Source organism: Pseudomonas sp. HN11 (assembly GCF_021390155.1).
GTDB lineage: Bacteria > Pseudomonadota > Gammaproteobacteria > Pseudomonadales > Pseudomonadaceae > Aquipseudomonas.
The window spans coordinates 1,293,116-1,316,644 of sequence record NZ_CP089985.1 but is presented as its reverse complement, the minus strand read 5'-3'; the positions used below and the strand labels follow the sequence as shown (position 1 = coordinate 1,316,644).

The following is a 23,529-nucleotide window of genomic DNA, read 5'->3' as shown; positions in this document are numbered from 1 at the left end:
CCGGGCTTGCTTGCGAAAGCAGTGAGTCAGTCAACTTATGTCTATCTGATCTACCGCTTTCGCGAGCAAGCCCGCTCCCACAGGTTAATCCGGTTTCGTCAAAGGATATTGGAGTAATCCGCCTCGATCCGATCCAGACTCAAGTGATTGAGGAAGTTGGAGAAGCACATCCATGCCGCCAATGCGTTCATGTCGCGGAACTGCTCGGGCAGGTACTTGGGCGGCACCACCAGGCCTTCGTCGACCAGTTGGCGCAGAGTGCGCATGTCTTCCAGGGTGGTCTTGCCGCAGAACAGCAAGGGCACTTGTTCCAGTTTGCCTTTGCGCACGGCCAGTTGGATGTAGTTGTAGACCATGATAAAGCCCTTGAGGTAGGACAGGTCTTTGGTAAACGGCAGACCGGTCGGCACCGACCCTCGGAATACGCGACTGGCATTGCCGTAGCTTTCGGCCATCTCAAAGCCTTGCTCGCGGAAGAACTCGAACACCTGCAGGAAGTCGGCCCCTCCTCCACCATATGGATGGCGCGCGTGCGGTTGGTCAGCTTGCGCAGGCGACTCGGGTAGGAGGCAAACGTGATGATTTCCATCAGGATCGCCAAGCCTTCCTGGGTCACGGTGGACGACGGCGGGCCCTTGGACAGGAAGGTGCAGATGGGTTGGTTCTGGCCGTTGAGGGTGGTGCCTACGTGCACCAGGCCTTCATGCACTTCCAGGGCGCGCACGTCGCGGTCGTTGAACATCGCGTCGGCGCGGATCTTGATGTAGTCCGCGCCCGCCGCCGCGTCGGCGACAATACCGTCGGACTCGAACACGCGGATGGTTTCTTCAGCCTCGCCGAATACTTTATTCAGGCGTGTTTGCAACAGAGCGACGGCGTCCTTGGCGGTGAGCGTCTTGGCTTCATCCTTCAAGTCGCCACGGCCATCGATGTTGTTCAGATAGTCCGACAGCATCAGGCCCAGGTCGGCCAGGGTCGGGTCGCCGGCATGGAACGCATCGGAGGCGGCGCCGTAGAGTTCCTGGGAGATCAGGCCGAAATCCTCGGTACCGCGCGCTTCAAGCATGCGCACCACCATGCGGTACTCCTTGCACATGCGGCGCATGATCTGCCCCACCGGGCTGAACTGGCCAAGGCGACGGGTGATGTCGCGCTCGATGTTCTGGAATTCCAGCTTCACCGCGCTGGAGTCGAATGACAGTGGCCGGTTGAGGTAGTAATCGCGGTCTACTGCAGGCATTTCCCTGCCCTTGGCCTTGAGGAATCCCTGGCGAATGTTCTCGTCCCACTTCACGGCGTCGAGTACGCGAATCGGTGTTTGCGCCAGCACAATGCGATCAGACAAGGTGCGTATCGTCTGCTGGTAATCGTCCACCCGGTGCTTCCTCTTTAAACGTTATTTGCCCGCGCGCTGGTAGCGCACGACTTCCACGAATACATCGGCGTTGGCAGGGTCATCCAGGTAGGCAAACACCTGGTCCAAGGAGCTGTCCACCAATACGCCAGCACCTTCGACGGTTTCCACCGTACTGCCGTGCAACGCCTTTTGGCCCATGGCTTGATGGATCTGTTCAAGGTCGAGGCTGTAGACCACCAGTTCGCCTTTTTTGTCGAACTCAAATCCGGCAAGTATGAAGTTGCCACCCAGTTTGGCCGGCAGTGGCGCCGACAGATACCAACGGTTGCCATGGCGCGAAACAGTAAACAGGTACTCATCACGCTGGCCCGGCTTGGCTGTAGGGTAGCTCACGGCTTTGTAACGGTGTTCACCGACGACGGTAATATGCAGGTTGAGCGGTTCGCCCCAGGCATTTTTGCTCGACCATTGGCCCAGCAGCGCCTGTGGCGCGGCGTCATGGGCCGGCAGCGGGTCCTTGAAGGTCACCAGGCAACCGCTGAGCAGCAGGAACGACAAAGCGGTTACCACCACACGCCAGGTTTTCATTGGACATCCCCCGGTGTCAGACCGAGGCCAACACCAAATGCATGTAACGCTTGAGGATCTCAAGCATCTCTTCACCGGTCAGAGGCTCTGCGCCGCCCAGCAGGCCCTGATATTCCATCCGACTGATTATCGCCGTCAACACTTTGGCATCCTGTCGTGGCTCACGGGAGCCCAGCACCTGGAAAAACTGCCCCGTGCCCTGCAACAGAATCTGCTGGTGGGAACGCACCAACTCGGCCAGGCGCGGGTTGAGCAAGGCTTCCTGACGAAACGCCTGCTCGGCCATCAGGTGTTCACGACGGTTGGTCAGTTGGCGCAAGACGTAATCAGCGGTCAGCCGCGCAATGTCATCGGCCAGTTGCGAGCGTGACTGCGGGCTGCCGTCACCGTAGGCGACCATCTCGCGCAGCAGGCCTTCGTTGCGCACCCACAGCTTGCCCATGAACGCGGCGCTTCGCTCGACGTATTGGGCGAAGGTGTCGGTGAGTAGATCATCGATGTCTTTGAAATAGTAGGTGGTGGCCGACAATGGCACCCCAGCCTCCGCCGCCACCGCGCGATGGCGCACGGCTCGTACGCCATCGCGAACCACAATGCGCATGGCTGCATCGAGAATGTCTTGCCTGCGCTGCTCGCTGCCCCGACGACTGGCCTTGCGGCCCTGGTACTGGACGCTTTCAGCCACGGCAGCGGCAACGCCGGCGGCGCCTTCTTGAGCGGTTACGCGGTTCACGACACACATCCTTGAATAGATCAAAACCTGGCGCTGTTTGCTTGACGCTTAAAGACGCCACATAAAAAAGCCGCCTTATAAAAGGCGGCTCTGGATTTCGCTACGGTTACGCTTGTGGCCGCATGTGCGGAAACAAGATCACGTCGCGGATCGACGGCGAGTCTGTCAACAACATCACCAGGCGGTCGATGCCGATACCTTCACCGGCCGTCGGCGGCATGCCGTATTCCAGGGCACGCACGAAGTCTGCGTCGTAGTGCATGGCTTCGTCGTCGCCGGCGTCTTTGTCGGCCACCTGGGCCATGAAGCGCTCGGCCTGGTCTTGCGCGTCGTTCAACTCGGAGTAGGCGTTGGCGATTTCGCGGCCACCGATGAACAGCTCGAAACGGTCGGTGACGTTCGGGTTGTCGTCGTTGCGACGGGCCAGCGGCGACACTTCGAACGGGTACTGGGTAATGAAGTGTGGCTGCTCCAGCTTGTGCTCAACCAGCTCCTCGAAAATCATCACCTGCAGTTTGCCCAGGCCTTCGAAACCCAGCACCTTGGCGCCGGCTTTCTTGGCGATGGCGCGGGCCTTGTCGATGTCGTTCAGGTCATCGGCGGTCAGCTCGGGGTTGTACTTGAGGATCGAGTCGAACACCGACAGACGCACGAATGGCTCGCCGAAGTGGAATACCTTGTCGCCGTACGGCACGTCAGTGCTGCCCAGGACCAACTGCGCCAGTTCGCGGAACAGTTCTTCGGTCAGGTCCATGTTGTCTTCGTAGTCGGCGTAGGCCTGGTAGAACTCCAACATGGTGAATTCTGGATTGTGACGCGTCGAAACGCCTTCGTTACGGAAGTTGCGGTTGATCTCGAACACTTTTTCGAAGCCGCCAACCACCAGGCGCTTGAGGTACAGCTCCGGCGCGATACGCAGGAACATTTCCATGTCCAGCGCGTTATGGTGGGTTTCGAACGGCTTGGCTGCGGCGCCGCCAGGAATGGTCTGCAGCATCGGCGTTTCGACTTCAAGGAAGTCGCGCTGCATCAGGAAGCTGCGGATGTGTGCGATCACTTGCGAGCGCACACGGAAAGTGTGGCGCACCTCTTCGTTGACGATAAGGTCAACGTAGCGCTGGCGGTAGCGCTGTTCAGTGTCGGTCAGGCCGTGGTGCTTGTCCGGCAGCGGGCGCAGCGACTTGGTCAGCAGGCGCACGTTGGTCATCTCGACGTACAGGTCACCCTTGCCGGAACGGGCCAGGGTGCCTTCGGCGGCGATGATGTCGCCCATGTCCCAGGTTTTCACCGAGGCCAGGGTTTCTTCAGGCAAGGTCTTGCGGTTGACGTAGACCTGGATGCGACCGGTCATGTCCTGGATCACCATGAACGAGCCACGGTTGAGCATGATGCGACCTGCCACCTTGACCGGGATCGCAGCCTCTGCCAGCTCTTCCTTGGTCTTGTCCGCGTACTGTTTCTGCAAGGCATCGCAGTAGTTTTCGCGGCGAAAGTCGTTGGGAAAGGCATTGCCCTTGGCGCGCTCGGCAGCAAGCTTTTCCTTGCGCAGGGCGATCAGGGAGTTTTCTTCCTGTTGCAGGGCCTGGTCGGGTTGTTGGTCGCTCATGTCTTTAAATTTTCCATCAGGTTCGTTGTCCCAGGCTCAGGCCGGGGATCGCCGGCAAGGGATTACAGGCCGGATTTCAGGCTGGCTTCCAGGTATTCGTCGATATCACCGTCGAGTACCTTGTCACAGTCACTGCGTTCGATGTTAGTGCGCAGATCCTTGATCCGCGACGCATCGAGCACATAAGAGCGGATCTGATGACCCCAGCCGATATCCGACTTGGTGTCTTCCAGCGCCTGGGACGCGGCATTGCGCTTCTGCATTTCCTGCTCGTACAACTTGGCCCGCAGCATTTTCATGGCGGTGTCCTTGTTGGCGTGCTGGGAACGTTCGTTCTGGCAGCTGACCACGGTGTTGGTCGGTACGTGGGTAATACGTACGGCCGAGTCGGTGGTGTTTACGTGCTGACCACCGGCACCGGAGGAGCGGTAGGTGTCGATGCGCAGGTCGGCCGGGTTGATTTCGATTTCCACCTTGTCGTCGATCTCTGGCGAGACGAAAACGGCGGAGAACGAGGTGTGGCGACGGTTGCCGGAGTCGAACGGGCTCTTGCGTACCAGGCGGTGCACGCCGATCTCGGTGCGCAACCAGCCAAAGGCATATTCACCCTTGATGTGCACGGTCGCGCCCTTGATACCGGCGACTTCACCGGCGGACAGTTCCATGATGGTCGCTTCGAAACCGCGTTTGTCCGCCCAGCGCAGGTACATGCGCAGCAGGATGTTGGCCCAGTCCTGGGCCTCGGTGCCGCCGGAGCCGGCCTGGATGTCCAGGTAGGCGTTGTTCGGGTCCATCTCGTGGCTGAACATGCGGCGGAATTCGAGTTTGGCGAGGTTTTCCTCGAGACGGGCCAGCTCGGCGACGACATCGCCCACTGCGCCTTCGTCGTTTTCTTCGACGGCCATGTCCAGCAGGTCACGGCAATCGGCCAGACCGGTGTTCAGTTCGTCGAGGGTATCGACGATCTGCGCCAGCGCAGCGCGCTCGCGGCCCAGCTCCTGGGCGTATTCAGGTTTGTTCCAGACAGCAGGATCTTCAAGCTCGCGATTGACTTCGGTCAGGCGCTCGTGCTTTTGATCGTAGTCAAAGATACCCCCGAATAGTTTCGGAGCGCTCGGACAGGTCCTTGATGGTGTTAAGGATCGGGTTGATTTCCATGGCGGGCAGCACTCGTTGGCGAACTTTTGAAAGCCGGCGAGTATAACGGGAAATGGGGGGGAGCGGCAGTCCGCTGGGCGAAAAGGCGTGGGGTTGGTGGGGGGCATATCCGTTATGCAGGTAACGGCCACTTATGGTCCCGCCCTTACGGCGGGTCACTTTCGAAAAAGCGCGAAAGTAACCAAAGCGCTCTTGCCCCAACACTTGGCACCTCGCCTAGGCTCGGTATGCCCGTAATCCGACATGGATTTGGGGGGCCGCCGTAAGGGCGGACCCATAAGCGGCTATAACCTAAGTAATGGATATGTACTAAGCAGCGCCAAGCCCTACTCAATCCCAACCTGATTGCGCCCATTATGCTTGGCCGTATACAACCCCTTATCCGCCGCCAGGATCACCTGCCGGTAATCCGTCCCCTGCACCGGCGTCATGGTCGACAGCCCAATGCTGACGGTCAGGCTGGAACCCTCTGTCGGCGCGTTATGCGGAATTTTCAGCGCAGCCACCGCCATCCGCAGCTTCTCGGCCACCAACCGCGCCCCGCCTGGCGACGTATTCGGTAAGACCAACGCAAACTCCTCACCACCATAGCGCGCCGGCAAATCCGAAGGCCGACTGCTGGCCTCACGAATGGTCGCTGCAACCTTGCGCAACGCCTCATCGCCCTCGACATGCCCAAAGCTATCGTTATAGGTTTTGAAGAAATCCACATCAATCATCAACAACGACAACTGGGTCTGGTCACGCATGGCACGCCGCCACTCCAACTCCAGGTACTCATCGAAGTGGCGACGGTTGGACAGCCCGGTCAGGCCATCGGAGTTCATCAATCGCTGCAGCACCAGATTGGTGTCCAGCAACTGCTGTTGGCTGACCCGCAGCGCACGATAAGCCGCATCCCGCTGCAACAAGGTCATGTACGAGCGCGAGTGATAGCGAATGCGCGCCACCAGTTCGATATTGTCCGGCAGCTTGACCAGATAATCATTGGCCCCGGCAGAAAACGCCGCGCTCTTGATCAGTGGGTCTTCCTTGGTCGAAAGCACAATGATCGGGATGTTCTGCGTGGCCGGGTGATTACGGTATTCGCGCACCAAGGTCAGTCCGTCGAGGCCAGGCATCACCAGATCCTGCAGGATAACGGTCGGCTTGATGCGGATCGCCTGGGCAATCGCCTGATGAGGATCGGCGCAGAAGTGGAAGTCGATATTTTCTTCATGGGCCAGGCCACGCCGCACGGCTTCGCCGATCATGGCCTGGTCGTCGACCAGCAACACCATGGCGGCATTTTCGTCGGTCTTGATGTCGTCGATCTGTAAATCATTCATGTGCAGTCACCTGAATTACTACCTGCAAGCCAGCACCGCGGGAGGCCATGTTCATTTTGCAAAGACCTCCAGCAATCGGGGCGCAATTCTATCCAGTGGGCGAATTTCAACAGCAGCATCAATCGCCGCCGCCGCTTTGGGCATGCCATACACCGCCGAGCTGTGCTGATCCTGGGCGATGGTCAAATAACCTTGTTCACGCAATAACTTGAGGCCCTGGGCGCCATCGCGCCCCATGCCGGTCAACAGCACGCCGACAGCATCGCCATTCCAATGACTGGCCACGCTTTCGAAAAACACGTCGATCGAAGGTCGGTAAATCTCGTTCACTGGCTCTGCGGTATAGGCTAGCGTGCCATTCTTCAATAAACGAATGTGATGGTTAGTGCCGGCCAGCAGCACTACGCCACTTTGTGGCGGTTCGCCTTCGCGGGCCAGGCGCACCGGCAGGCCGGAGGCGCTGCTCAGCCACTCGGCCATGCCGGCGGCGAACACCTGGTCCACATGTTGCACCAGTACAATGGCGGCGGGAAAGTCCCGCGGCAAGCCCTTGAGCAGGATTTCCAGGGCGGCCGGACCACCTGCCGACGAACCGATGGCCACCAGGCTCTGGCGTTTGCCGGTGATCCGCGGGGCAACGGTTTCGGCGCGCACGCGGCTGCCGCGCTGGCCGATCAACCAGCCAATATTGAGGATCTTGCGCAGCAGCGGCGCCGCCGCATCCTTGGGGTTGCCCACGCCCAGAGGCGGCGTGTCCACCACATCCAGGGCGCCATGGCCCATGGCTTCGAATACCCGGCTGACGTTGGCCTGGCGGTCGACGGTCACGATAACGATGGCGCAGGGCGTCTCGGCCATGATCCGGCGGGTGGCTTCCACACCGTCCATCACCGGCATGATCAGGTCCATCAGGATCAGGTCCGGTGTCAGTTCGGCGCAGCGCTGCACCGCTTCCAGGCCATTGGTGGCCACCCAGACAACTTGATGCGCGGGCTCGAAGCTCAAGGCGCGGCGCAAGGCCTCCACCGCCAAGGGCATGTCATTGACGATCGCAATCCTCATGCCCGCGCGCCTCCGATCAGTTCCACCACGGCGTCCAGCAGGGCGTCATCGTGGAAACTGGCTTTGGCTAAATAATAGTCGGCGCCGGCGTCCAGTCCACGACGTCGGTCTTCTTCGCGATCCTTGTAGGACACCACCATCACCGGCAACGATTGCAGGCGGGTGTCACGGCGCAAGAGTGTGACCAATTCAATACCGTCCATACGAGGCATATCAATATCAGTGATCAACAGGTCAAAGTCTTCGGAGCGCAAGGCGTTCCAGCCGTCCATGCCATCGACCGCCACGGCCACTTCATAACCACGATTAAGTAATAATTTGCGTTGCAGCTCGCGCACGGTCAGCGAGTCATCCACCACCAACACCCGTTTACGCGGTGCCTCGGTGGCTTGTTGACTGCGCCGGGCAATCCGTTCCAATCGGCCGGTGTTCAGCAGCTTGTCCACCGAACGCAGCATGTCTTCAACGTCGACGATCAACACCACCGAGCCGTCATCCAGCAACGCGCCGGCGGAAATATCCTGGACCTTGCCCAGGCGATCATCCAGCGGCAGCACCACCAGCGTACGCTCGCCGATAAAACGCTCCACGGCAATCCCGTACACGGCATCGCGCTCGCGAATCACCACGACTTTCAAGGTGTCCGACTGATTCTGCCCTGCAGGGCGCTGCAGCAACTGGCTGGCGGCGACCAGGCCCACGTGCCGGCCCTCGTGCCAGAAATGCTGGCGACCTTCCAGTTGCACGATGTCGTCCGGCGCCAGGTCGCACATGCGCTCGATATGAGCCAGTGGGAATGCGTAGGCCTCTTCGCCGACTTCCACCACCAGGCTGCGCACCACCGACAGGGTCAATGGCACTTCCAGGTGAAAACGACTGCCCTGCCCCGCCGTCTGCTCCAGCACCACTGCGCCGCGCAGTTGGCGGACCATATGCTGCACTGCATCCAGGCCGACCCCGCGCCCGGACACTTGCGTGACCTTGTCGCGCAGGCTGAACCCCGGCAGGAACAGGAACGTCAGCAGTTCTTCTTCGCTCAGGCGCAGGGCCGTTTCCAGCGGCGACAAATGCCGGTCGACGATGGTGCCGCGCAGGCGCTCCAGGTCGACACCGTTGCCGTCATCGCTCAATTCCAGCACCAGCAAACCCGCCTGATGGGACGCGCGCAAGCGAATCAGGCCCTCCGCCGGTTTGCCCGCCAGCAAGCGTTGCTCAGGCATTTCGATGCCGTGGTCGACGGCGTTGCGCAACAAATGGGTCAACGGGGCTTCGAGTTTCTCCAGCACGTCGCGGTCGACCTGGGTCTTTTCGCCCTCGATCTCCAGCCGCACCTGCTTGCCGAGACTGCGCCCGAGGTCGCGCACCATGCGCACTTGCCCGGCCAGCACATCGGCAAACGGGCGCATGCGGCACGCCAGCGCGGTGTCGTAAAGCACTTGGGCACGCTGCCCGGCCTGCCAGCCGAACTCATCCAGCTCTGCGGTTTTTTCTGCCAGCAAGGCTTGCGCTTCGCTGAGCAGACGGCGGGTGTCGGCCAGTGCCTCCTGGGCTTCAAGATTCAGGTTTTGGGTCTTGAGTTGCCCGTCCAACGTATCCAGGGCCCGTACGCTCTGGCTTTGAATGCGCTTGAGGCGTTGCAGGCTGGCCAGGTACGGCTTGAGCCGCTGGGTTTCCACCAGGGATTTGCTCGACAGGTCCAGCAGGCTGTTCAAACGCTCGGCGGTCACCCGCAGTACGCGTTCGCCGCCTTCGGTCATGCGTTTGCTCTGGCGTGGCGGCTCGGCGGCCACCGGCGGCGCGGGCTCGGGTTCCGGCGGCAGTTCTTCAACAATGGGCGCGGGCGGCGGCGGTGCCATTTTGACCGGTGCCTGGGACGGGTCCAGCAAGCGCTCCATCAAGGCCACGTAGGCTTCGATGTCCGTCGGCCCGACGTCGTTGCCCGGCGTGGCGATGCGCATCAGCAGGTCGGTGCCTTGCAGCAACGCATCAATATGTTCGGGCTGCAGGTACAGGCGGCTTTCCTGGGCGCTGACCAGACAATCTTCCATCACATGGGAGACGCTGACCCCGGCGTCCACCCCGACGATGCGTGCCGCACCCTTGAGCGAGTGAGCGGCGCGCATGCAGGCTTCGAGCTGATCAGCCTGGGTGGGGTTGCGCTCCAGGGCCAGCAGGCCCGCGCTCAGTACCTGGGTCTGCGCATCGGCTTCCAGGCTGAAAAGTTCCAGCAGCGAGGCATCACGCATCTGGTCGGGGGTCATGTGAGGCTCCGAGTCACGGCGGACAACAATTGCGCCTCGTCCAACCAACGCAGGCTGCGGCCTTTCCACTGCAACACGCCTTGGGTGTAGCGCGCGCTGGCCTGGGTACCCGAGGCCGATGCCGCCTTCAAGGTACGCTCATCGATGGCATGGATACCATCGACTTCATCCACCGGCACCACCACCGGGCCATCCCCTGCGGTGATGATCAACATGCGCGGCATGATGCGCCCACCGCTGGGGCCATGGCTGGTGACGTCCAGGCCCAACAGTTCCACCAGCGACAGGCACGCCACCAGCGCGCCGCGCACATTGGCTACGCCGAGCAAAGCGCGCGAGCGCTGGTGCGGCAGGGAATGAATCGGTTGCAGCGGCGCCACTTCCACCAGGCAGCGGGTGGCAATACCCAGCCATTCCTCGCCGAGACGGAACATCAACAGCGAACGGGTGACCACGTCTTCGCCCAACTCGACGGCGGCGTGTGGGCGATGCTCGTCCTGCTGCAAGGCGTAACGGTCCAGCAAACGCGTGGCGGCCGCCGAGTACACCGAACAGTTGCGGCAATGGATATGGTCCGTCAGCAACGGGCAAGACTTGTCGCCATGAATGCCGATGCGATTCCAGCAGTCGTCGATGGCTTGGGTATCGGCCAGGGTCAGGTCCAGGCCGGCGGTGTCGAGCGCCTCGGTGTTACTCATCGTTTGGACTCACTGTCAGCTCGCTCGCTACGGGCGGCCCGCGCCTGCAAACGGCGCGCCCCCGCACTGTCGCCCTGGGACTCGAGCAACGCGGCCAGGTGCATCAAGGCCTGCGGGTGCTGGGGTTCCAGGTACAAGGCTTTTCGATAATAACCCTGGGCTTCCAAGGCACTGCCCGCCACATCGCTGAGCAGCCCCAGCCAATAGAACACCTGGGCGACCGGCGGGTGGTTGCTCAAATACTGTTCGCATGCGGCGCGGGCTTCGGCGCTTTTGCCTTCGTTCGCCAAGGTGGCGATGCGGCTGAGCAGGTCGCCCGCATCGGTGTGCGGCGTCTTGATCGGCACCACCTGCGCACTCACAGTGCTGAATGGTCGTGGTTTGGTCGAAATCGGTGCCGCACTGCGCGCTGGGATGGGCATAGCCTTGGGCATAAACGCAGGCCCAGGCTTGACCGGCTCGGCATGCCGACTGAACGCGAACGACTGCGGCACGCCAATCGAGCGCATGCCATGGCGCCCCAGCAGGCTGCCCTCGGCTGGGCCGATAAACAGCACGCCTTCCACGTGGGTCAGGCCCTTGAGCACGTCGAAGACTTGCTTCTGGGTCGGTTGGTCGAAGTAGATCAGCAGGTTGCGGCAGAACACGAAGTCGTAGCTCGCTTCATTTGCCAACAGGCCAGGATCGAGCAGGTTGCCTACTTGCAGGCGCACCTGTTCGCGTACGCGGTCGGCTATGTGATAGCCGTCGCCGTATTCGATGAAATGGCGGTCGCGAAAGGCTATATCACCACCACGGAAAGAATTCTTGCCATACACCCCGCGCCGCGCGCGCTCCACCGACAGCGGGCTGACATCCAGGCCCAGCACCTTGAACTGGTGCGGCGCCAGGCCAGCATCCAGTAAGGCCATGGCAATCGAATAAGGTTCTTCGCCGGTGGAGCACGGCAGGCTGAGGATGCGCAGGGCGCGCATCTGCTTGATCTCGGCCAGGCGCGCCTTGGCGAGGCGGGCCAGGGTCGCAAAGGATTCGGGATAACGAAAAAACCAGGTTTCGGGAACGATCACCGCTTCGATCAGCGCCTGTTGCTCATCGTTGGAACTTTGCAGGTGCTGCCAGTAATCGTCGGCCGTTTGCGCATTGACGGCCTGGCTGCGCTGACGCAACGCGCGCTCGATGATGGCTTCGCCCACCGACGCGACATCCAGGCCGATGCGCTCTTTAAGGAAGGCAAAGAAACGCGGGTCGTGGCTCATACCCGTAGCTCGGCAGAAAACAGCATGGCGCGCACGTCATCGGTGAGCAGTTCGTTGACGCCGATCCACTGCATCAAGCCCAGGGCATCCTCACGGACCAGCCCCAGGTACGGCGCCTCGCGGTTGTCCAAGCCGTAGGGCTTGAACTCCCCCAGGTCACAACGCAGGGTGTCGGTGGCTTGCTCCAGGATCAGTCCCAGCCAGCGGGCTTCAACCCAAGGCTGCGGCTGGTAATTGACCAGCACCAGGCGCGTACTGGTACGAGCCTGGGCCGGTTTGCCGAACGTCAGGGTGCTGAGGTCGATCACTGGCACCAGCGCGCCACGGTGAGCAAAGATGCCCGCCACCCACGTCGGCGCATGGGCAATGGGGGTGAGCGGCAGGCGCGGCAGCACCTCGGCCACTTCGGTGGCCTTGAGGGCGTAACGTTCGTCGCCGATGTGGAACACCAGGAACAACGCCTTTTTCGCTGCCGGGACGGCGCCGCGTCTAGCCACGAGGTCGCTCATCAGACTTTGAAACGCGACACGCCGCTGCGCAGACCGACCGCCACCTGGCTCAGCTCATCAATGGCAAAGCTGGCCTGGCGCAGGGACTCGACAGTCTGGCTGCTGGCATCGCCCAGTTGCACCAGGGCATGGTTGATCTGCTCGGCGCCGGTGGCCTGGGCCTGCATGCCTTCGTTGACCATCAACACCCGCGGCGCCAGCGCCTGCACCTGATGGATAATCTGCGACAACTGCTCACCGACTTGCTGCACTTCAAACATGCCGCGACGCACTTCTTCGGAGAATTTGTCCATGCCCATCACGCCGGCAGATACCGCCGACTGGATCTCACGCACCATCTGTTCGATGTCGTAGGTGGCCACGGCGGTCTGGTCGGCCAAACGACGCACTTCAGTGGCAACCACGGCAAAACCGCGGCCATATTCACCGGCCTTCTCGGCCTCGATGGCGGCGTTGAGCGACAGCAGGTTGGTCTGGTCGGCGACCTTGACGATAGTCACTACCACCTGGTTGATGTTGCCGGCCTTCTCATTGAGGATCGCCAGCTTGGCGTTGACCAGGTCGGCGGCGCCCATCACCGAGTGCATGGTTTCTTCCATGCGCGCCAGGCCTTGCTGGCCGGAACCGGCGGCGACCGAGGCCTGATCGGCGGCGGTGGAAACTTCGGTCATGGTGCGCACCAGGTCCTTGGACGTGGCCGCGATCTCACGGGAGGTGGCGCCGATTTCGGTGGTGGTCGCGGCGGTTTCAGTGGCGGTGGCCTGTTGCTGCTTGGAGGTGGCGGCAATTTCGGTGACCGAGGTGGTCACCTGCACCGACGAGCGCTGGGCCTGGGACACCAGAGCGGTCAGCTCGGTCATCATGTCGTTGAAGCCGGTTTCCACTGCGCCAAACTCGTCCTTGCGCTCCAGGTTCAAGCGCTTGCTCAGGTCGCCGTCGCGCATGGTTTCTAGGATGGCGACGATGCGCTGCATCGGCGCCATGATCGCGCGCATCAGCAGCAGACCGCACAGGCCAGCGGCAAGGATCGCCACGACCAGAGACACGAACATGCTGATTTTCGCGGCGGATACCGCGTCATCGATCGCGTTGGTTGCACGGTCGGCGACGTTCTTGTTCTCGGTGATGATGTCGTTGAGCTTCATGCGGCCTGCGGTCCAGGTCGGCGTCAACTGGGCGTCGAACTCTTTACGCGCGGTGGCCAGGTCACCGCGTTGCAAGCTGTCGAGCACGGTGGACAGGCTCTTGTTGTAGGCCTGGTGCAGGGTTTCGAATTTGTCGAACTCGGACCGATCGTCACCGCCGGAGATGGTTTTTTCGTAGTTATCCATCTGCTGCAGGATGCGTGCTTCGAAGGACTTGAACTCGGCACGGTCGGCGTCGCTCAACTGCTTGTTTTCACGCAGGCCAAGTAATTCGAGGGTTTGCAGGTAGCTGTCGACCCACGCGCTGCGGATCATGGAACTGAGGTAAACCCCCGGCACCGCATCATCGCGCACCGCGACTTCGCTGGTTTCGATCTTCAGCAACCGTGAATAGGAGACCACAACCATTAACAGCATGATGGCGATAATGACCGCAAAGCTTGCCAAGATCCGTTGGCGCAAGGTCCAGTTCTTCACAGTAATTCCTCGAAGGGCCGATCAAATGCGGGGGAGTATAGCTGAGCAGAAGCCCTCATTTATCAACGGGTTTTAATGTAGCGCTCACAGAATGCAAATGTGGGAGCAAGTCCGCTCCCACATTTTGATCGTCTCAGGCCCGAGCCTATTGATTCAGCCGAACCTGTTTTTCCAGTTCCAGCTTCAAACCCGGCTCCAGTTTCAGTTGCCGCGCCAGTTCATCGAGGTAAGCCTTCTCCATAAAGTTTTCTTCGTCCACCAACATCACGCTGGCGATGTACATCTCGGCGGCCATTTCCGGGGTGCCAGCAGCCCGTGCCACATCGGCCGGGTCGAGAGGTTTGTTGAGTTCAGCGTGCAGCCAGCTTTGCAATTCGCGGTCGTTATCCAGCTTGGTGAATTCGCCTTCGATCAGCGCGCGCTCGCGTTCGTCCACATGGCCGTCAGCCTTGGCGGCGGCGACCAGTGCCTTGAGGATGCCCTGGCTGTGTTGCTCAACCTGGGCCGGTGGCAGGCGGTCGATGGTTTGCGGCTCGCCCTGGGGTGCGCTTGCCTGATTGGCCTGCCAGTTGCCGTAGGCTTTGTAGGCGATGACGCCCAAGGCTGCCAGACCGCCGTAGGTCAGGGCCTTGCCGCCGAATTTGCGCGCCTTCTTGTTACCCAGCAGCAGGCCCATGGCACCGGCTGCCAGGGCGCCGCCGCCTGCACCACCGAGCAGGCTGCCAAGGCCACCGCCGCCGAGCAAGCCACCCAATGCGCCTTTATCGTCCTGTTTACGCTGGCCGCCAGCCTTGTTTTGCAGCATGTCCTGGCCGGACTTGAGCAACTGATCGAGCAATCCACGGGTATTCATTCGTAGCCTCCAGACACTAGGGTTCATAGGACCAATAGGCCCTCAGCGTAAAACTAAGTGCCAAAAAGCCCCGATCTAGAGTGCTTCCAGATGTAACGCAACGCTTGCGGCTTGAAGCTTGCTGCTGCCCTTCACTTAAATCGATATACACTCGAAAAAATCTATAAAAACACCCCACTGGTAATTCCAGCATGATGACCTTGCGTCAAATCCGGCATTTTATCGCCGTGGCCGAGACCGGCTCGATCTCCGCTGCCGCGCAAACAGCGTTCATTTCCCAATCGACCCTGACCCTGGCGATCCAGCAACTGGAGCAGGAGATCGGCGTCAATCTGTTCAATCGTCACGCCAAGGGCATGACCCTGACCCACCAGGGCCATCAATTCCTGCGCCAGGCGCACCTGATCCTCGCCACTGTCGACAACGCCAAGCGCAGCCTGCAGCAGAGCACCGACCAGGTCGCCGGGCAGTTGATCATTGGCGTAACGAGCCTGGTGGCCGGTTATTACCTCGCCGACCTGCTGACCCGCTTCCAGCGCGCCTATCCCAATGTGGAAATCCGCGTGATGGAGGACGAGCGCCCGTACATCGAGCATTTACTGGTCAGCGGCGAAATCGACGTCGGCGTGTTGATCCTCTCCAACCTGGAGGACCGACACGCACTGCAAACCGAAGTGCTTACCCATTCGCCCCACCGCTTATGGCTACCCGCACAACACCCCCTGCTGGAAAACGACAGCATCAACCTGGCCGACGTGGCACGCGAACCGTTGATCCAGCTGAACGTGGACGAAATGGGCCACAACGCCCAGCGCATGTGGACTGGCGCAGGCCTGCAACCGCGCGTGACCTTGCGCACCGCCTCCACCGAAGCCGTGCGAAGCCTGGTGGCAGCGGGCCTGGGCGTATCGATCCAACCGGACATGACCTATCGGCCCTGGTCGCTTGAGGGCGACATTATCGAAGCCCGGCCGATTGCCGACCTCAGCCAGACCCTCGACGTAGGCCTGGCCTGGCGCCGTGGCACCGCACGGCCTGCGCTGGTCGACCCGTTCCTGACTGTCGCCCGTGAACAACCACACCCGCGCAAGCCATCTATTTAATCGAATGCTGCATTCAGTATTTAGTATTTGTTGACCTCGCGCCTAACCTCTAGTCTCTCTACATCCCATAAGAGAAGGTCAGGCGCCTTGTAAGAGAACGCCCATGGCCACACAAGAAAAGAGATCGCGAAAAATGTCCGGTGCGCCCACCCCGCTGCTCACTGCGTTGCTGATCGACGGCGAACTGGTCCAGGGCCAGGGGTTCGCCGAGCCGATCCTCAACCCGGCCACCGGTGAAGTGCTCACCCAGATCGCCGAAGCCAGCGCCGAGCAGGTCGAAACCGCGATCATTGCCGCCCACAGCGCCTTCGCCGGCTGGTCGCGCACTACGCCCCAGCAGCGTTCAAACATCCTGTTGGGCATTGCCGACGCCATCGAAAAACAAGCCGACTACCTGGCACGTCTGGAATCCCTGAACTGCGGCAAGCCTTTGCATCTGGCGCGTCAGGATGACTTGAGCGCCACCGTGGATGTGTTCCGCTTCTTCGCCGGGGCCGTGCGCTGCCAGACCGGTCAACTGAGCGGTGAATACCTGCCGGGCTATACCAGCATGGTGCGTCGCGATCCGATTGGCGTGGTGGCATCCATCGCGCCGTGGAACTACCCGCTGATGATGGCCGCGTGGAAAATCGCTCCGGCCCTGGCCGCCGGCAATACGTTGGTGTTCAAACCCTCGGAACACACGCCGCTGTCGATCCTCGCCCTGGCCCCGGTGCTTAAGGAGCTGTTGCCTCGCGGCGTGATCAACATTCTGTGTGGCGGCGGCGAAGGCGTCGGCAGTCACTTGGTCAGCCATCCCAAGGTGCGCATGGTCTCGTTGACTGGGGATATCGTCACCGGGCAAAAGATTCTGCAAGCCGCGTCCAAGACGTTGAAACGCACGCACCTGGAACTGGGTGGCAAGGCGCCAGTGATCGTGTGCAACGACGCAGACCTGCAAGCCGTGGTCGAAGGCGTGCGTGCCTACGGTTATTACAATGCCGGCCAGGACTGCACTGCCGCGTGCCGCATCTACGCCCAGGCCGGCATTCACGACAAATTGGTAGCCGAGCTTGGCGCGGCGGTCAGCAGCCTGCGGTTTGCCGGTAAACGCGATGCCGATAATGAGCTCGGCCCGCTGATCAGCACGCGCCAGCGCGATCGGGTGGCCAGTTTTGTCGAGCGCGCCCTCGGCCAGCCGCATATAGAACGTATCACCGGCGCTGCCGTGCATTCCGGGGCCGGGTTCTATTACCAACCCACCCTGCTCGCCGGCTGTAAACAAAACGATGAAATCGTACAGCGCGAAGTATTCGGGCCGGTAGTCACCGTGACCCGCTTCGATGAACTGGAACAGGTGGTGGACTGGGCCAACGACTCCGAATACGGCCTGGCCTCCTCCGTGTGGACTCAGAACCTGGACAAGGCCATGCAAGTGGCGGCGCGCCTGCAATATGGCTGCACCTGGATCAACAGCCATTTCATGCTGGTCAGCGAAATGCCCCACGGCGGCTTGAAACGCTCGGGGTATGGGAAAGATCTGTCGAGTGATTCATTGCAGGACTATAGCGTTGTCAGGCACATCATGGCCCGGCACGGAAATGCACTTTAGCCGCAAGACTCAAGCTGCAAGCTACAAGTAAATACGGATGCGTTTTTTCTTGCGGCTTGCGGCTTGAAGCCAAGAGCTACGCTAAAAAAAACAACACGTACAACTGCTTTTACTGCCCCGACCATAATTAAAGAAGAGGGAACCCCCATGTCTGCGCACAAGACCGCAATGCTCAGTGCCCTGACCACCGCGCTGCTGGCCAGCGCCAGCCTCCAGGCCGCCGAACCGCTCAAGACGGTGGGTGCTGGTGAAGGCCAGCTGGATATCGTCGCCTGGCCCGGCTATATCGAACGTGGCGAAAGCGACAAGGCCTACGACTGGGTCACCGGTTTCGAGAAGGAAACCGGTTGCAAGGTCAATGTGAAAACCGCCGCCACCTCGGACGAAATGGTCAGCCTGATGGCCAAGGGCGGGTATGACCTGGTCACCGCATCGGGTGATGCGTCGTTGCGGTTAATCGTCGGCAAGCGGGTGCAGCCGATCAACACCTCGCTGATCCCCAACTGGAAGAACATCGACCCACGTCTCAAGGACGCGCCATGGTACGTGGTCGGCCAGCAAACCTACGGCACCCCGTACCAGTGGGGCCCGAACGTGCTGATGTACAACACCAACGTGTTCAAGACCGCGCCCACCAGTTGGAACGTGCTGTTCGACGCGCAGAACCTGCCGGACGGCAAGCCGAACAAAGGCCGCGTGCAAGCCTATGATGGCCCGATCTACATGGCCGACGCGGCGCTGTACCTCAAGTCGACCAAGCCGGAGCTGGGCATCCAGAACCCGTATGAACTGACTGAAACCCAATACAAGGCCGTGCTCGACCTGTTGCGCGCACAACAGCCGCTGATCCACCGCTACTGGCACGACACCACCGTGCAAATGAGTGACTTCAAGAACGAAGGCGTGGTGGCCTCCAGCGCCTGGCCGTATCAGGTCAACGGCCTGCAGAACGAAAAACAGCCGATTGCCTCGACCATTCCGAAGGAAGGTGCCACCGGTTGGGCCGACACCACCATGTTGCACAGCGAGGCCAAGCACCCGAATTGCGCCTACAAATGGATGGACTGGTCGTTGCAGCCGAAGGTCCAGGGTGACGTTGCCGCCTGGTTCGGTTCGCTGCCGGCGGTGCCTGCGGCCTGTAAGGAAAGCGAGTTGCTCGGTGCCGAAGGGTGCAAGACCAATGGTTTCGACCAATTCGACAAGATCGCCTTCTGGAAAACACCGCAGGCTGAAGGCGGCAAGTTCGTGCCGTACAGCCGCTGGACCCAGGATTACATTGCGATCATGGGCGGCAGGTAAGGCCTTCCTGACAACACGGGACCAACGCAGGAGCGGGCTTGTGTGGGACCGAGCCAAATTCAATACCGCATTGTTTTTTCAGAAGTCCAGGCCGGGCCGCTGCGACGACCCGCGCCTTTTTGGAGCACCGCACCATGACGCTTGCAGTCCAATTCACCCACGTTTCCCGTCAGTTCGGCGAAGTGAAAGCCGTTGACCGGGTTTCCATCGATATCCAGGACGGCGAGTTCTTTTCCATGCTCGGCCCTTCCGGCTCGGGCAAGACCACCTGCCTGCGCCTGATTGCCGGGTTCGAGCAGCCGAGCGCCGGCTCGATACGTATTCATGGCGAGGAAGCCGCGGGCTTACCGCCCTATCAGCGCGATGTAAACACTGTATTCCAGGATTACGCGCTGTTCCCCCATATGAATGTGCGCGACAACGTGGCCTACGGCCTCAAGGTCAAGGGGGTCGGCAAGGCAGAACGCCTGAACCGTGCAGAAGAGGCCCTGGCCATGGTCGCCCTCGGTGGTTATGGCGACCGCAAGCCCGTACAGCTTTCCGGTGGCCAACGCCAACGCGTCGCCCTGGCCCGCGCCCTGGTCAATCGTCCACGGGTGCTGCTGCTGGACGAACCGCTGGGCGCCCTCGACCTCAAGCTGCGCGAACAGATGCAAAGCGAGTTGAAGAAGCTGCAACGCCAGCTGGGCATCACCTTTATCTTCGTGACCCACGACCAGACCGAAGCGCTGTCGATGTCCGACCGCGTGGCGGTGTTCAACAAAGGCCGCATCGAACAGGTCGACACCCCGCGCAATCTCTATATGAAACCGGCCACGTCGTTCGTCGCCGAGTTCGTCGGCACCTCCAATGTGATCCGCGGCGACTTGGCCCAGTGCCTCAGCGGCACTGCGCAACCCTTCTCGATCCGCCCGGAACACGTACGCTTCGCCGATGGCCCGCTGGGCGCTGGCGAAGTGGAAATCAGCGGCTTGCTCCACGATATCCAATACCAGGGCAGCGCCACCCGCTATGAGTTGAAACTGGAAAACGGCCAGGCGCTGAATATCAGCCGCGCCAACAACCAGTGGCTGGACACCAGCGCTGGTCACCAGGTCGGCCAGACCCTCACCGCGCGCTGGGCCCGTGAAGCCATGGTGCCGTTGACCGATATCGCAGGCGAGGTGTGACATGAGCCTGGCCCTATCCCAACCACCGATGCGCAGGTTTTCCAACCTGCTGTATCGCAAGCCCAACCTCTATCTGGCGATGCTGCTGGTGCCGCCGCTGATCTGGTTCGGCGCGATCTATCTTGGCTCGCTGCTGACCCTGCTCTGGCAAGGCTTCTATACGTTTGACGACTTCACCATGGCGGTCACCCCGGACCTGACCCTGGCCAACTTCGCCGCGCTGTTCCAGCCGTCGAACTTCGACATCATCGTGCGCACCCTGAGCATGGCGATTGTGGTGTCGATCGCCAGCGCCATCGTCGCCTTCCCGATCGCCTACTACATGGCGCGCTACACCACGGGCAAGACCAAGGCGTTCTTCTACATCGCGGTCATGATGCCAATGTGGGCCAGCTACATCGTCAAGGCCTATGCCTGGACCTTGCTGCTGGCCAAGGGCGGCGTGGCGCAGTGGTTCGTGCAACACCTGGGCCTGGAGCCGGTGTTGCAGTTCGTGCTGGGCATTCCCGGCGTAGGCGGCAGCACCTTGAGCACCTCGCACCTGGGGCGCTTCATGGTGTTCGTCTACATCTGGCTGCCGTTCATGATTCTGCCGATCCAGGCGTCCCTGGAACGTTTGCCGCCGTCGTTGCTGCAAGCCTCGGCGGATCTTGGCGCCAAGCCGCGCCAGACGTTCATGCAGGTGATCCTGCCGCTGTCGGTGCCGGGGATTGCCGCCGGTTCCATCTTCACCTTCTCGCTGACTCTGGGCGATTTCATCGTGCCGCAGCTCGTAGGGCCACCGGGTTACTTCGTCGGCGGCATGGTCTACGCCCAGCAAGGCGCCATCGGCAACATGCCCATGGCGGCGGCGTTCACCCTGGTGCCGATTGTGCTGATCGCGGTTTACCTGTCTATCGTCAAACGTCTGGGGGCCTTCGATGCACTCTGAGAAATCTTCGCTGGGTCTCAGGATCGCAGCCTGGGGCGGACTGGTGTTTTTGCACTTTCCGATCCTGATTATCTTCCTCTACGCCTTCAACACTGAAGAAGCCGCGTTCAGCTTTCCGCCTCAGGGCTTCACGTTGAAGTGGTTCAGCGTGGCCTTCGCCCGGCCGGACGTGCTGGAAGCCATCAAGCTGTCGTTGCAGATTGCGGCGATCGCCACCCTGATCGCCATGGTGCTTGGCACTCTGGCCTCGGCGGCGCTGTATCGCCGTGAGTTCTTCGGCAAGCAAGGGGTGTCATTGATGCTGATCCTGCCGATTGCGCTGCCGGGGATCATCACCGGTATCGCGTTGCTGGCGACCTTCAAGACACTGGGCATCGAACCGGGGATGTTCACCATCATCGTCGGCCATGCGACCTTCTGCGTGGTGATCGTCTACAACAACGTCATTGCCCGCTTACGTCGCACATCCCACAGCCTGATCGAAGCCTCGATGGACCTCGGTGCCGACGGCTGGCAGACCTTCCGCTACATCATCATGCCCAACCTGGGCTCGGCGCTGCTGGTCGGCGGCATGCTCGCCTTTGCGCTGTCGTTTGACGAAATCATCGTCACCACCTTCACCGCCGGCCACGAGCGCACCTTGCCGTTGTGGCTGCTCAACCAACTGAGCCGCCCACGGGATGTACCGGTGACCAACGTGGTCGCGATGCTGGTGATGCTGGTGACGATGTTCCCGATTCTGGGTGCCTATTACCTGACGCGCGGCGGTGAAAGCGTGGCCGGTAGTGGCGGTAAATAATTGTTTGAAGAGGACATGGCGATGCAAACCAAACTGCTGATCAACGGCCAATTGGTCGAAGGCGAAGGCTCGGCTCAAGCCGTATTCAACCCGGCGCTCGGCCGCGTGCTGGTGGAAATCAACGAAGCCAGCGAAGCCCAGGTGGACGCCGCCGTGCGCGCGGCGGATGCAGCCTTCGAAGGCTGGTCGCAAACCGCGCCCAAGGACCGCTCGCTATTATTGCTGAAACTGGCGAACGTGATCGAAGCCCACGGCGAAGAGTTGGCCAAGCTGGAATCGGACAACTGCGGCAAGCCCTATAGCGCCGCCCTGAACGATGAGATCCCGGCGATTGCCGATGTGTTCCGCTTCTTTGCCGGCGCCAGCCGTTGCATGAGCGGCTCGGCGGGTGGTGAGTATTTGCCCGGCCACACCTCAATGATCCGCCGCGACCCGGTGGGCGTGATTGCCTCCATCGCACCGTGGAACTACCCATTGATGATGGTCGCCTGGAAAATCGCCCCGGCCCTCGCCGCCGGTAATACCGTAGTGCTCAAGCCGTCGGAACAAACCCCGTTGACCGCCCTGCGCATGGTCGAACTGGCCGCTGAAATCTTCCCGGCCGGTGTGCTCAACCTGGTGTTCGGCCGTGGGCCAACCGTCGGCGGCCCGCTGGTAAACCACCCGAAAGTACGCATGGTGTCGCTGACCGGCTCCATCGCCACGGGTGCAAATATCATCTCCAGCACCGCCGACAGCGTGAAACGCATGCACATGGAGCTGGGTGGCAAGGCGCCAGTGGTCATCTTCAACGACGCGGACATCGACGCCGCCGTGGAAGGCATCCGCACCTTCGGCTTCTACAACGCCGGCCAGGATTGCACCGCGGCGTGCCGGATTTATGCGCAGGCAGAGATCTACGAGAAGTTTGTCGAAAAACTCGGCGCGGCGGTCGCCAGTATCAAGTATGGCCTGCAGGATGATCCAGCCACCGAGCTGGGCCCATTGATTACCGCGCAGCACCGCGACCGTGTCGCGGGTTTCGTCGAGCGCGCCGTGGCGCAGTCGCACATTCGCCTGGTCACCGGCGGCAAGGCGGTGGACGGTAATGGCTTCTTCTTTGAGCCGACCGTACTGGCCGACGCGCAGCAGGACGATGAGATCGTGCGCCGCGAAGTGTTCGGACCGGTGGTGTCAGTGACCCAATTCACTGATGAAGCGCAGGTGCTGGGCTGGGCTAACGATTCGGACTACGGCCTGGCGTCGTCCGTATGGACCGCCGATGTAGGACGTGCCCACCGCTTGGCCGCACGCCTGCAATATGGCTGCACCTGGGTGAATACCCACTTCATGCTCGTCAGCGAAATGCCTCACGGCGGTCAGAAACTGTCCGGGTATGGCAAGGACATGTCCATGTACGGGTTGGAGGACTACACCACCGTGCGCCATGTGATGTTCAAGCACTGACCCGTGCCCTCTGTGGGAGGGGGCTTGCTCGCGAATACGGTGGGTCAGTTGATGCATGTGCAAGCTGATACCACGCATTCGCGAGCAAGCCCGCTCCCACATTTGATCATCATAGGGTCCGATCAAGGTGTTCGGCCACAGCGCTAGAAATGTCTTGTCG

General features: G+C 61.1%; 19 protein-coding genes and 1 pseudogene. 7 read left to right on the top strand and 13 right to left on the bottom strand.

Annotation, left to right across the window (positions count from 1 at the left end):
* Nucleotides 1-98: 98 nt before the first annotated feature.
* The 13 genes and pseudogenes from LVW35_RS05950 to LVW35_RS05890 all read right to left on the bottom strand — a co-directional run bounded on the left by LVW35_RS05950 (nucleotide 99) and on the right by LVW35_RS05890 (nucleotide 15,031).
* Nucleotides 99-1,375: pseudogene (locus LVW35_RS05950) on the bottom strand (flavohemoglobin expression-modulating QEGLA motif protein).
* Nucleotides 1,376-1,396: 21 nt separating this feature from the next.
* A complete protein-coding gene (locus LVW35_RS05945) occupies nucleotides 1,397-1,945 on the bottom strand; it encodes a hypothetical protein (protein ID WP_233894213.1) in 549 nt (182 codons plus the stop codon).
* A 16-nt stretch (nucleotides 1,946-1,961) separates the two neighbouring features.
* The gene (locus LVW35_RS05940) at nucleotides 1,962-2,678 is read right to left on the bottom strand and encodes a TetR/AcrR family transcriptional regulator (RefSeq protein WP_233894212.1); all 717 of its coding nucleotides are present in this window, start codon (nucleotides 2,676-2,678) and stop codon (nucleotides 1,962-1,964) included.
* A 106-nt stretch (nucleotides 2,679-2,784) separates the two neighbouring features.
* A complete protein-coding gene (lysS, locus tag LVW35_RS05935; protein WP_233894211.1) occupies nucleotides 2,785-4,284 on the bottom strand; it encodes a lysine--tRNA ligase in 1,500 nt (499 codons plus the stop codon).
* A gap of 62 nt (nucleotides 4,285-4,346) precedes the next feature.
* Nucleotides 4,347-5,442, bottom strand: a protein-coding gene (prfB, locus tag LVW35_RS05930) for a peptide chain release factor 2 (protein ID WP_100215725.1) whose coding sequence is annotated in 2 segments (ribosomal slippage) — nucleotides 4,347-5,369 and nucleotides 5,371-5,442 — 1,095 coding nt in all. Because the reading frame shifts where the segments join, the coding sequence is not laid out codon by codon here.
* 326 nt (nucleotides 5,443-5,768) lie between these two features.
* Nucleotides 5,769-6,770: a diguanylate cyclase gene (locus LVW35_RS05925; protein WP_233894209.1), complete on the bottom strand. Its 1,002-nt coding sequence runs from the start codon at nucleotides 6,768-6,770 to the stop codon at nucleotides 5,769-5,771.
* A gap of 51 nt (nucleotides 6,771-6,821) precedes the next feature.
* Nucleotides 6,822-7,832, bottom strand: coding sequence for a chemotaxis response regulator protein-glutamate methylesterase (locus LVW35_RS05920; RefSeq protein ID WP_233894208.1), 1,011 nt, complete (start codon nucleotides 7,830-7,832; stop codon nucleotides 6,822-6,824).
* On the bottom strand, nucleotides 7,829-10,093 hold the full coding sequence (locus LVW35_RS05915) for a hybrid sensor histidine kinase/response regulator (protein WP_233894206.1): 2,265 nt from the start codon (nucleotides 10,091-10,093) through the stop codon (nucleotides 7,829-7,831). The genes LVW35_RS05920 and LVW35_RS05915 overlap by 4 nt, the downstream gene beginning before the upstream one ends.
* Complete coding sequence (locus tag LVW35_RS05910) at nucleotides 10,090-10,791, bottom strand: chemotaxis protein CheW (RefSeq protein WP_233894204.1); 702 nt, start codon at nucleotides 10,789-10,791, stop codon at nucleotides 10,090-10,092. The genes LVW35_RS05915 and LVW35_RS05910 overlap by 4 nt, the downstream gene beginning before the upstream one ends.
* Complete coding sequence (locus LVW35_RS05905; protein WP_233894202.1) at nucleotides 10,788-12,047, bottom strand: CheR family methyltransferase; 1,260 nt, start codon at nucleotides 12,045-12,047, stop codon at nucleotides 10,788-10,790. Before LVW35_RS05905 ends, LVW35_RS05910 begins: the two co-directional genes overlap by 4 nt.
* Nucleotides 12,044-12,556, bottom strand: a complete 513-nt coding sequence (locus LVW35_RS05900; protein WP_233894200.1) for a chemotaxis protein CheW — start codon at nucleotides 12,554-12,556, stop codon at nucleotides 12,044-12,046. The genes LVW35_RS05905 and LVW35_RS05900 overlap by 4 nt, the downstream gene beginning before the upstream one ends.
* Nucleotides 12,556-14,178, bottom strand: coding sequence for a methyl-accepting chemotaxis protein (locus LVW35_RS05895; RefSeq protein ID WP_233894199.1), 1,623 nt, complete (start codon nucleotides 14,176-14,178; stop codon nucleotides 12,556-12,558). The genes LVW35_RS05900 and LVW35_RS05895 overlap by 1 nt, the downstream gene beginning before the upstream one ends.
* A 145-nt stretch (nucleotides 14,179-14,323) precedes the next feature.
* On the bottom strand, nucleotides 14,324-15,031 hold the full coding sequence (locus LVW35_RS05890) for a tellurite resistance TerB family protein (protein ID WP_233894197.1): 708 nt from the start codon (nucleotides 15,029-15,031) through the stop codon (nucleotides 14,324-14,326).
* 191 nt (nucleotides 15,032-15,222) lie between these two features.
* Here LVW35_RS05890 and LVW35_RS05885 point away from each other — a divergent pair, with 191 nt between their 5' ends.
* The 7 genes from LVW35_RS05885 (at nucleotide 15,223) to LVW35_RS05855 (ending at nucleotide 23,369) form a co-directional block, all read left to right on the top strand.
* On the top strand, nucleotides 15,223-16,134 hold the full coding sequence (locus LVW35_RS05885; protein ID WP_233894195.1) for a LysR family transcriptional regulator: 912 nt from the start codon (nucleotides 15,223-15,225) through the stop codon (nucleotides 16,132-16,134).
* Nucleotides 16,135-16,267: 133 nt separating this feature from the next.
* A complete protein-coding gene (locus tag LVW35_RS05880) occupies nucleotides 16,268-17,725 on the top strand; it encodes a gamma-aminobutyraldehyde dehydrogenase (RefSeq protein ID WP_233894193.1) in 1,458 nt (485 codons plus the stop codon).
* 147 nt (nucleotides 17,726-17,872) lie between these two features.
* A complete protein-coding gene (ydcS, locus tag LVW35_RS05875) occupies nucleotides 17,873-19,024 on the top strand; it encodes a putative ABC transporter substrate-binding protein YdcS (RefSeq protein WP_233894191.1) in 1,152 nt (383 codons plus the stop codon).
* Between the two features lie 134 nt (nucleotides 19,025-19,158).
* Nucleotides 19,159-20,193 (top strand): ABC transporter ATP-binding protein, encoded by a 1,035-nt coding sequence (locus LVW35_RS05870; RefSeq protein ID WP_233894190.1) that lies wholly within the window; start codon nucleotides 19,159-19,161, stop codon nucleotides 20,191-20,193.
* A gap of 1 nt (nucleotide 20,194) precedes the next feature.
* Entirely contained in the window at nucleotides 20,195-21,124 is a 930-nt protein-coding gene (locus LVW35_RS05865) for an ABC transporter permease (RefSeq protein ID WP_178925761.1), read from the top strand.
* On the top strand, nucleotides 21,114-21,923 hold the full coding sequence (locus LVW35_RS05860; protein WP_233894188.1) for an ABC transporter permease: 810 nt from the start codon (nucleotides 21,114-21,116) through the stop codon (nucleotides 21,921-21,923). The genes LVW35_RS05865 and LVW35_RS05860 overlap by 11 nt, the downstream gene beginning before the upstream one ends.
* 21 nt (nucleotides 21,924-21,944) lie before the next feature.
* Nucleotides 21,945-23,369, top strand: coding sequence for a gamma-aminobutyraldehyde dehydrogenase (locus LVW35_RS05855; RefSeq protein WP_233894187.1), 1,425 nt, complete (start codon nucleotides 21,945-21,947; stop codon nucleotides 23,367-23,369).
* Nucleotides 23,370-23,529 lie beyond the last annotated feature (160 nt).

Excerpts from the sequence above, each read along its gene's own strand:
- LVW35_RS05945 (WP_233894213.1), bottom strand. The coding sequence starts at position 1,945 with ATGAAAACCTGGCGTGTGGTGGTAACCGCTTTGTCGTTCCTGCTGCTC.
- lysS (WP_233894211.1), bottom strand. The coding sequence starts at position 4,284 with ATGAGCGACCAACAACCCGACCAGGCCCTGCAACAGGAAGAAAACTCC.
- LVW35_RS05925 (WP_233894209.1), bottom strand. The coding sequence starts at position 6,770 with ATGAATGATTTACAGATCGACGACATCAAGACCGACGAAAATGCCGCC.
- LVW35_RS05920 (WP_233894208.1), bottom strand. The coding sequence starts at position 7,832 with ATGAGGATTGCGATCGTCAATGACATGCCCTTGGCGGTGGAGGCCTTG.
- LVW35_RS05915 (WP_233894206.1), bottom strand. The coding sequence starts at position 10,093 with ATGACCCCCGACCAGATGCGTGATGCCTCGCTGCTGGAACTTTTCAGC.
- LVW35_RS05910 (WP_233894204.1), bottom strand. The coding sequence starts at position 10,791 with ATGAGTAACACCGAGGCGCTCGACACCGCCGGCCTGGACCTGACCCTG.
- LVW35_RS05905 (WP_233894202.1), bottom strand. The coding sequence starts at position 12,047 with ATGAGCCACGACCCGCGTTTCTTTGCCTTCCTTAAAGAGCGCATCGGC.
- LVW35_RS05900 (WP_233894200.1), bottom strand. The coding sequence starts at position 12,556 with ATGAGCGACCTCGTGGCTAGACGCGGCGCCGTCCCGGCAGCGAAAAAG.
- LVW35_RS05890 (WP_233894197.1), bottom strand. The coding sequence starts at position 15,031 with ATGAATACCCGTGGATTGCTCGATCAGTTGCTCAAGTCCGGCCAGGAC.
- LVW35_RS05885 (WP_233894195.1), top strand. The coding sequence starts at position 15,223 with ATGATGACCTTGCGTCAAATCCGGCATTTTATCGCCGTGGCCGAGACC.
- LVW35_RS05880 (WP_233894193.1), top strand. The coding sequence starts at position 16,268 with ATGTCCGGTGCGCCCACCCCGCTGCTCACTGCGTTGCTGATCGACGGC.
- ydcS (WP_233894191.1), top strand. The coding sequence starts at position 17,873 with ATGTCTGCGCACAAGACCGCAATGCTCAGTGCCCTGACCACCGCGCTG.
- LVW35_RS05870 (WP_233894190.1), top strand. The coding sequence starts at position 19,159 with ATGACGCTTGCAGTCCAATTCACCCACGTTTCCCGTCAGTTCGGCGAA.
- LVW35_RS05865 (WP_178925761.1), top strand. The coding sequence starts at position 20,195 with ATGAGCCTGGCCCTATCCCAACCACCGATGCGCAGGTTTTCCAACCTG.
- LVW35_RS05860 (WP_233894188.1), top strand. The coding sequence starts at position 21,114 with ATGCACTCTGAGAAATCTTCGCTGGGTCTCAGGATCGCAGCCTGGGGC.
- LVW35_RS05855 (WP_233894187.1), top strand. The coding sequence starts at position 21,945 with ATGCAAACCAAACTGCTGATCAACGGCCAATTGGTCGAAGGCGAAGGC.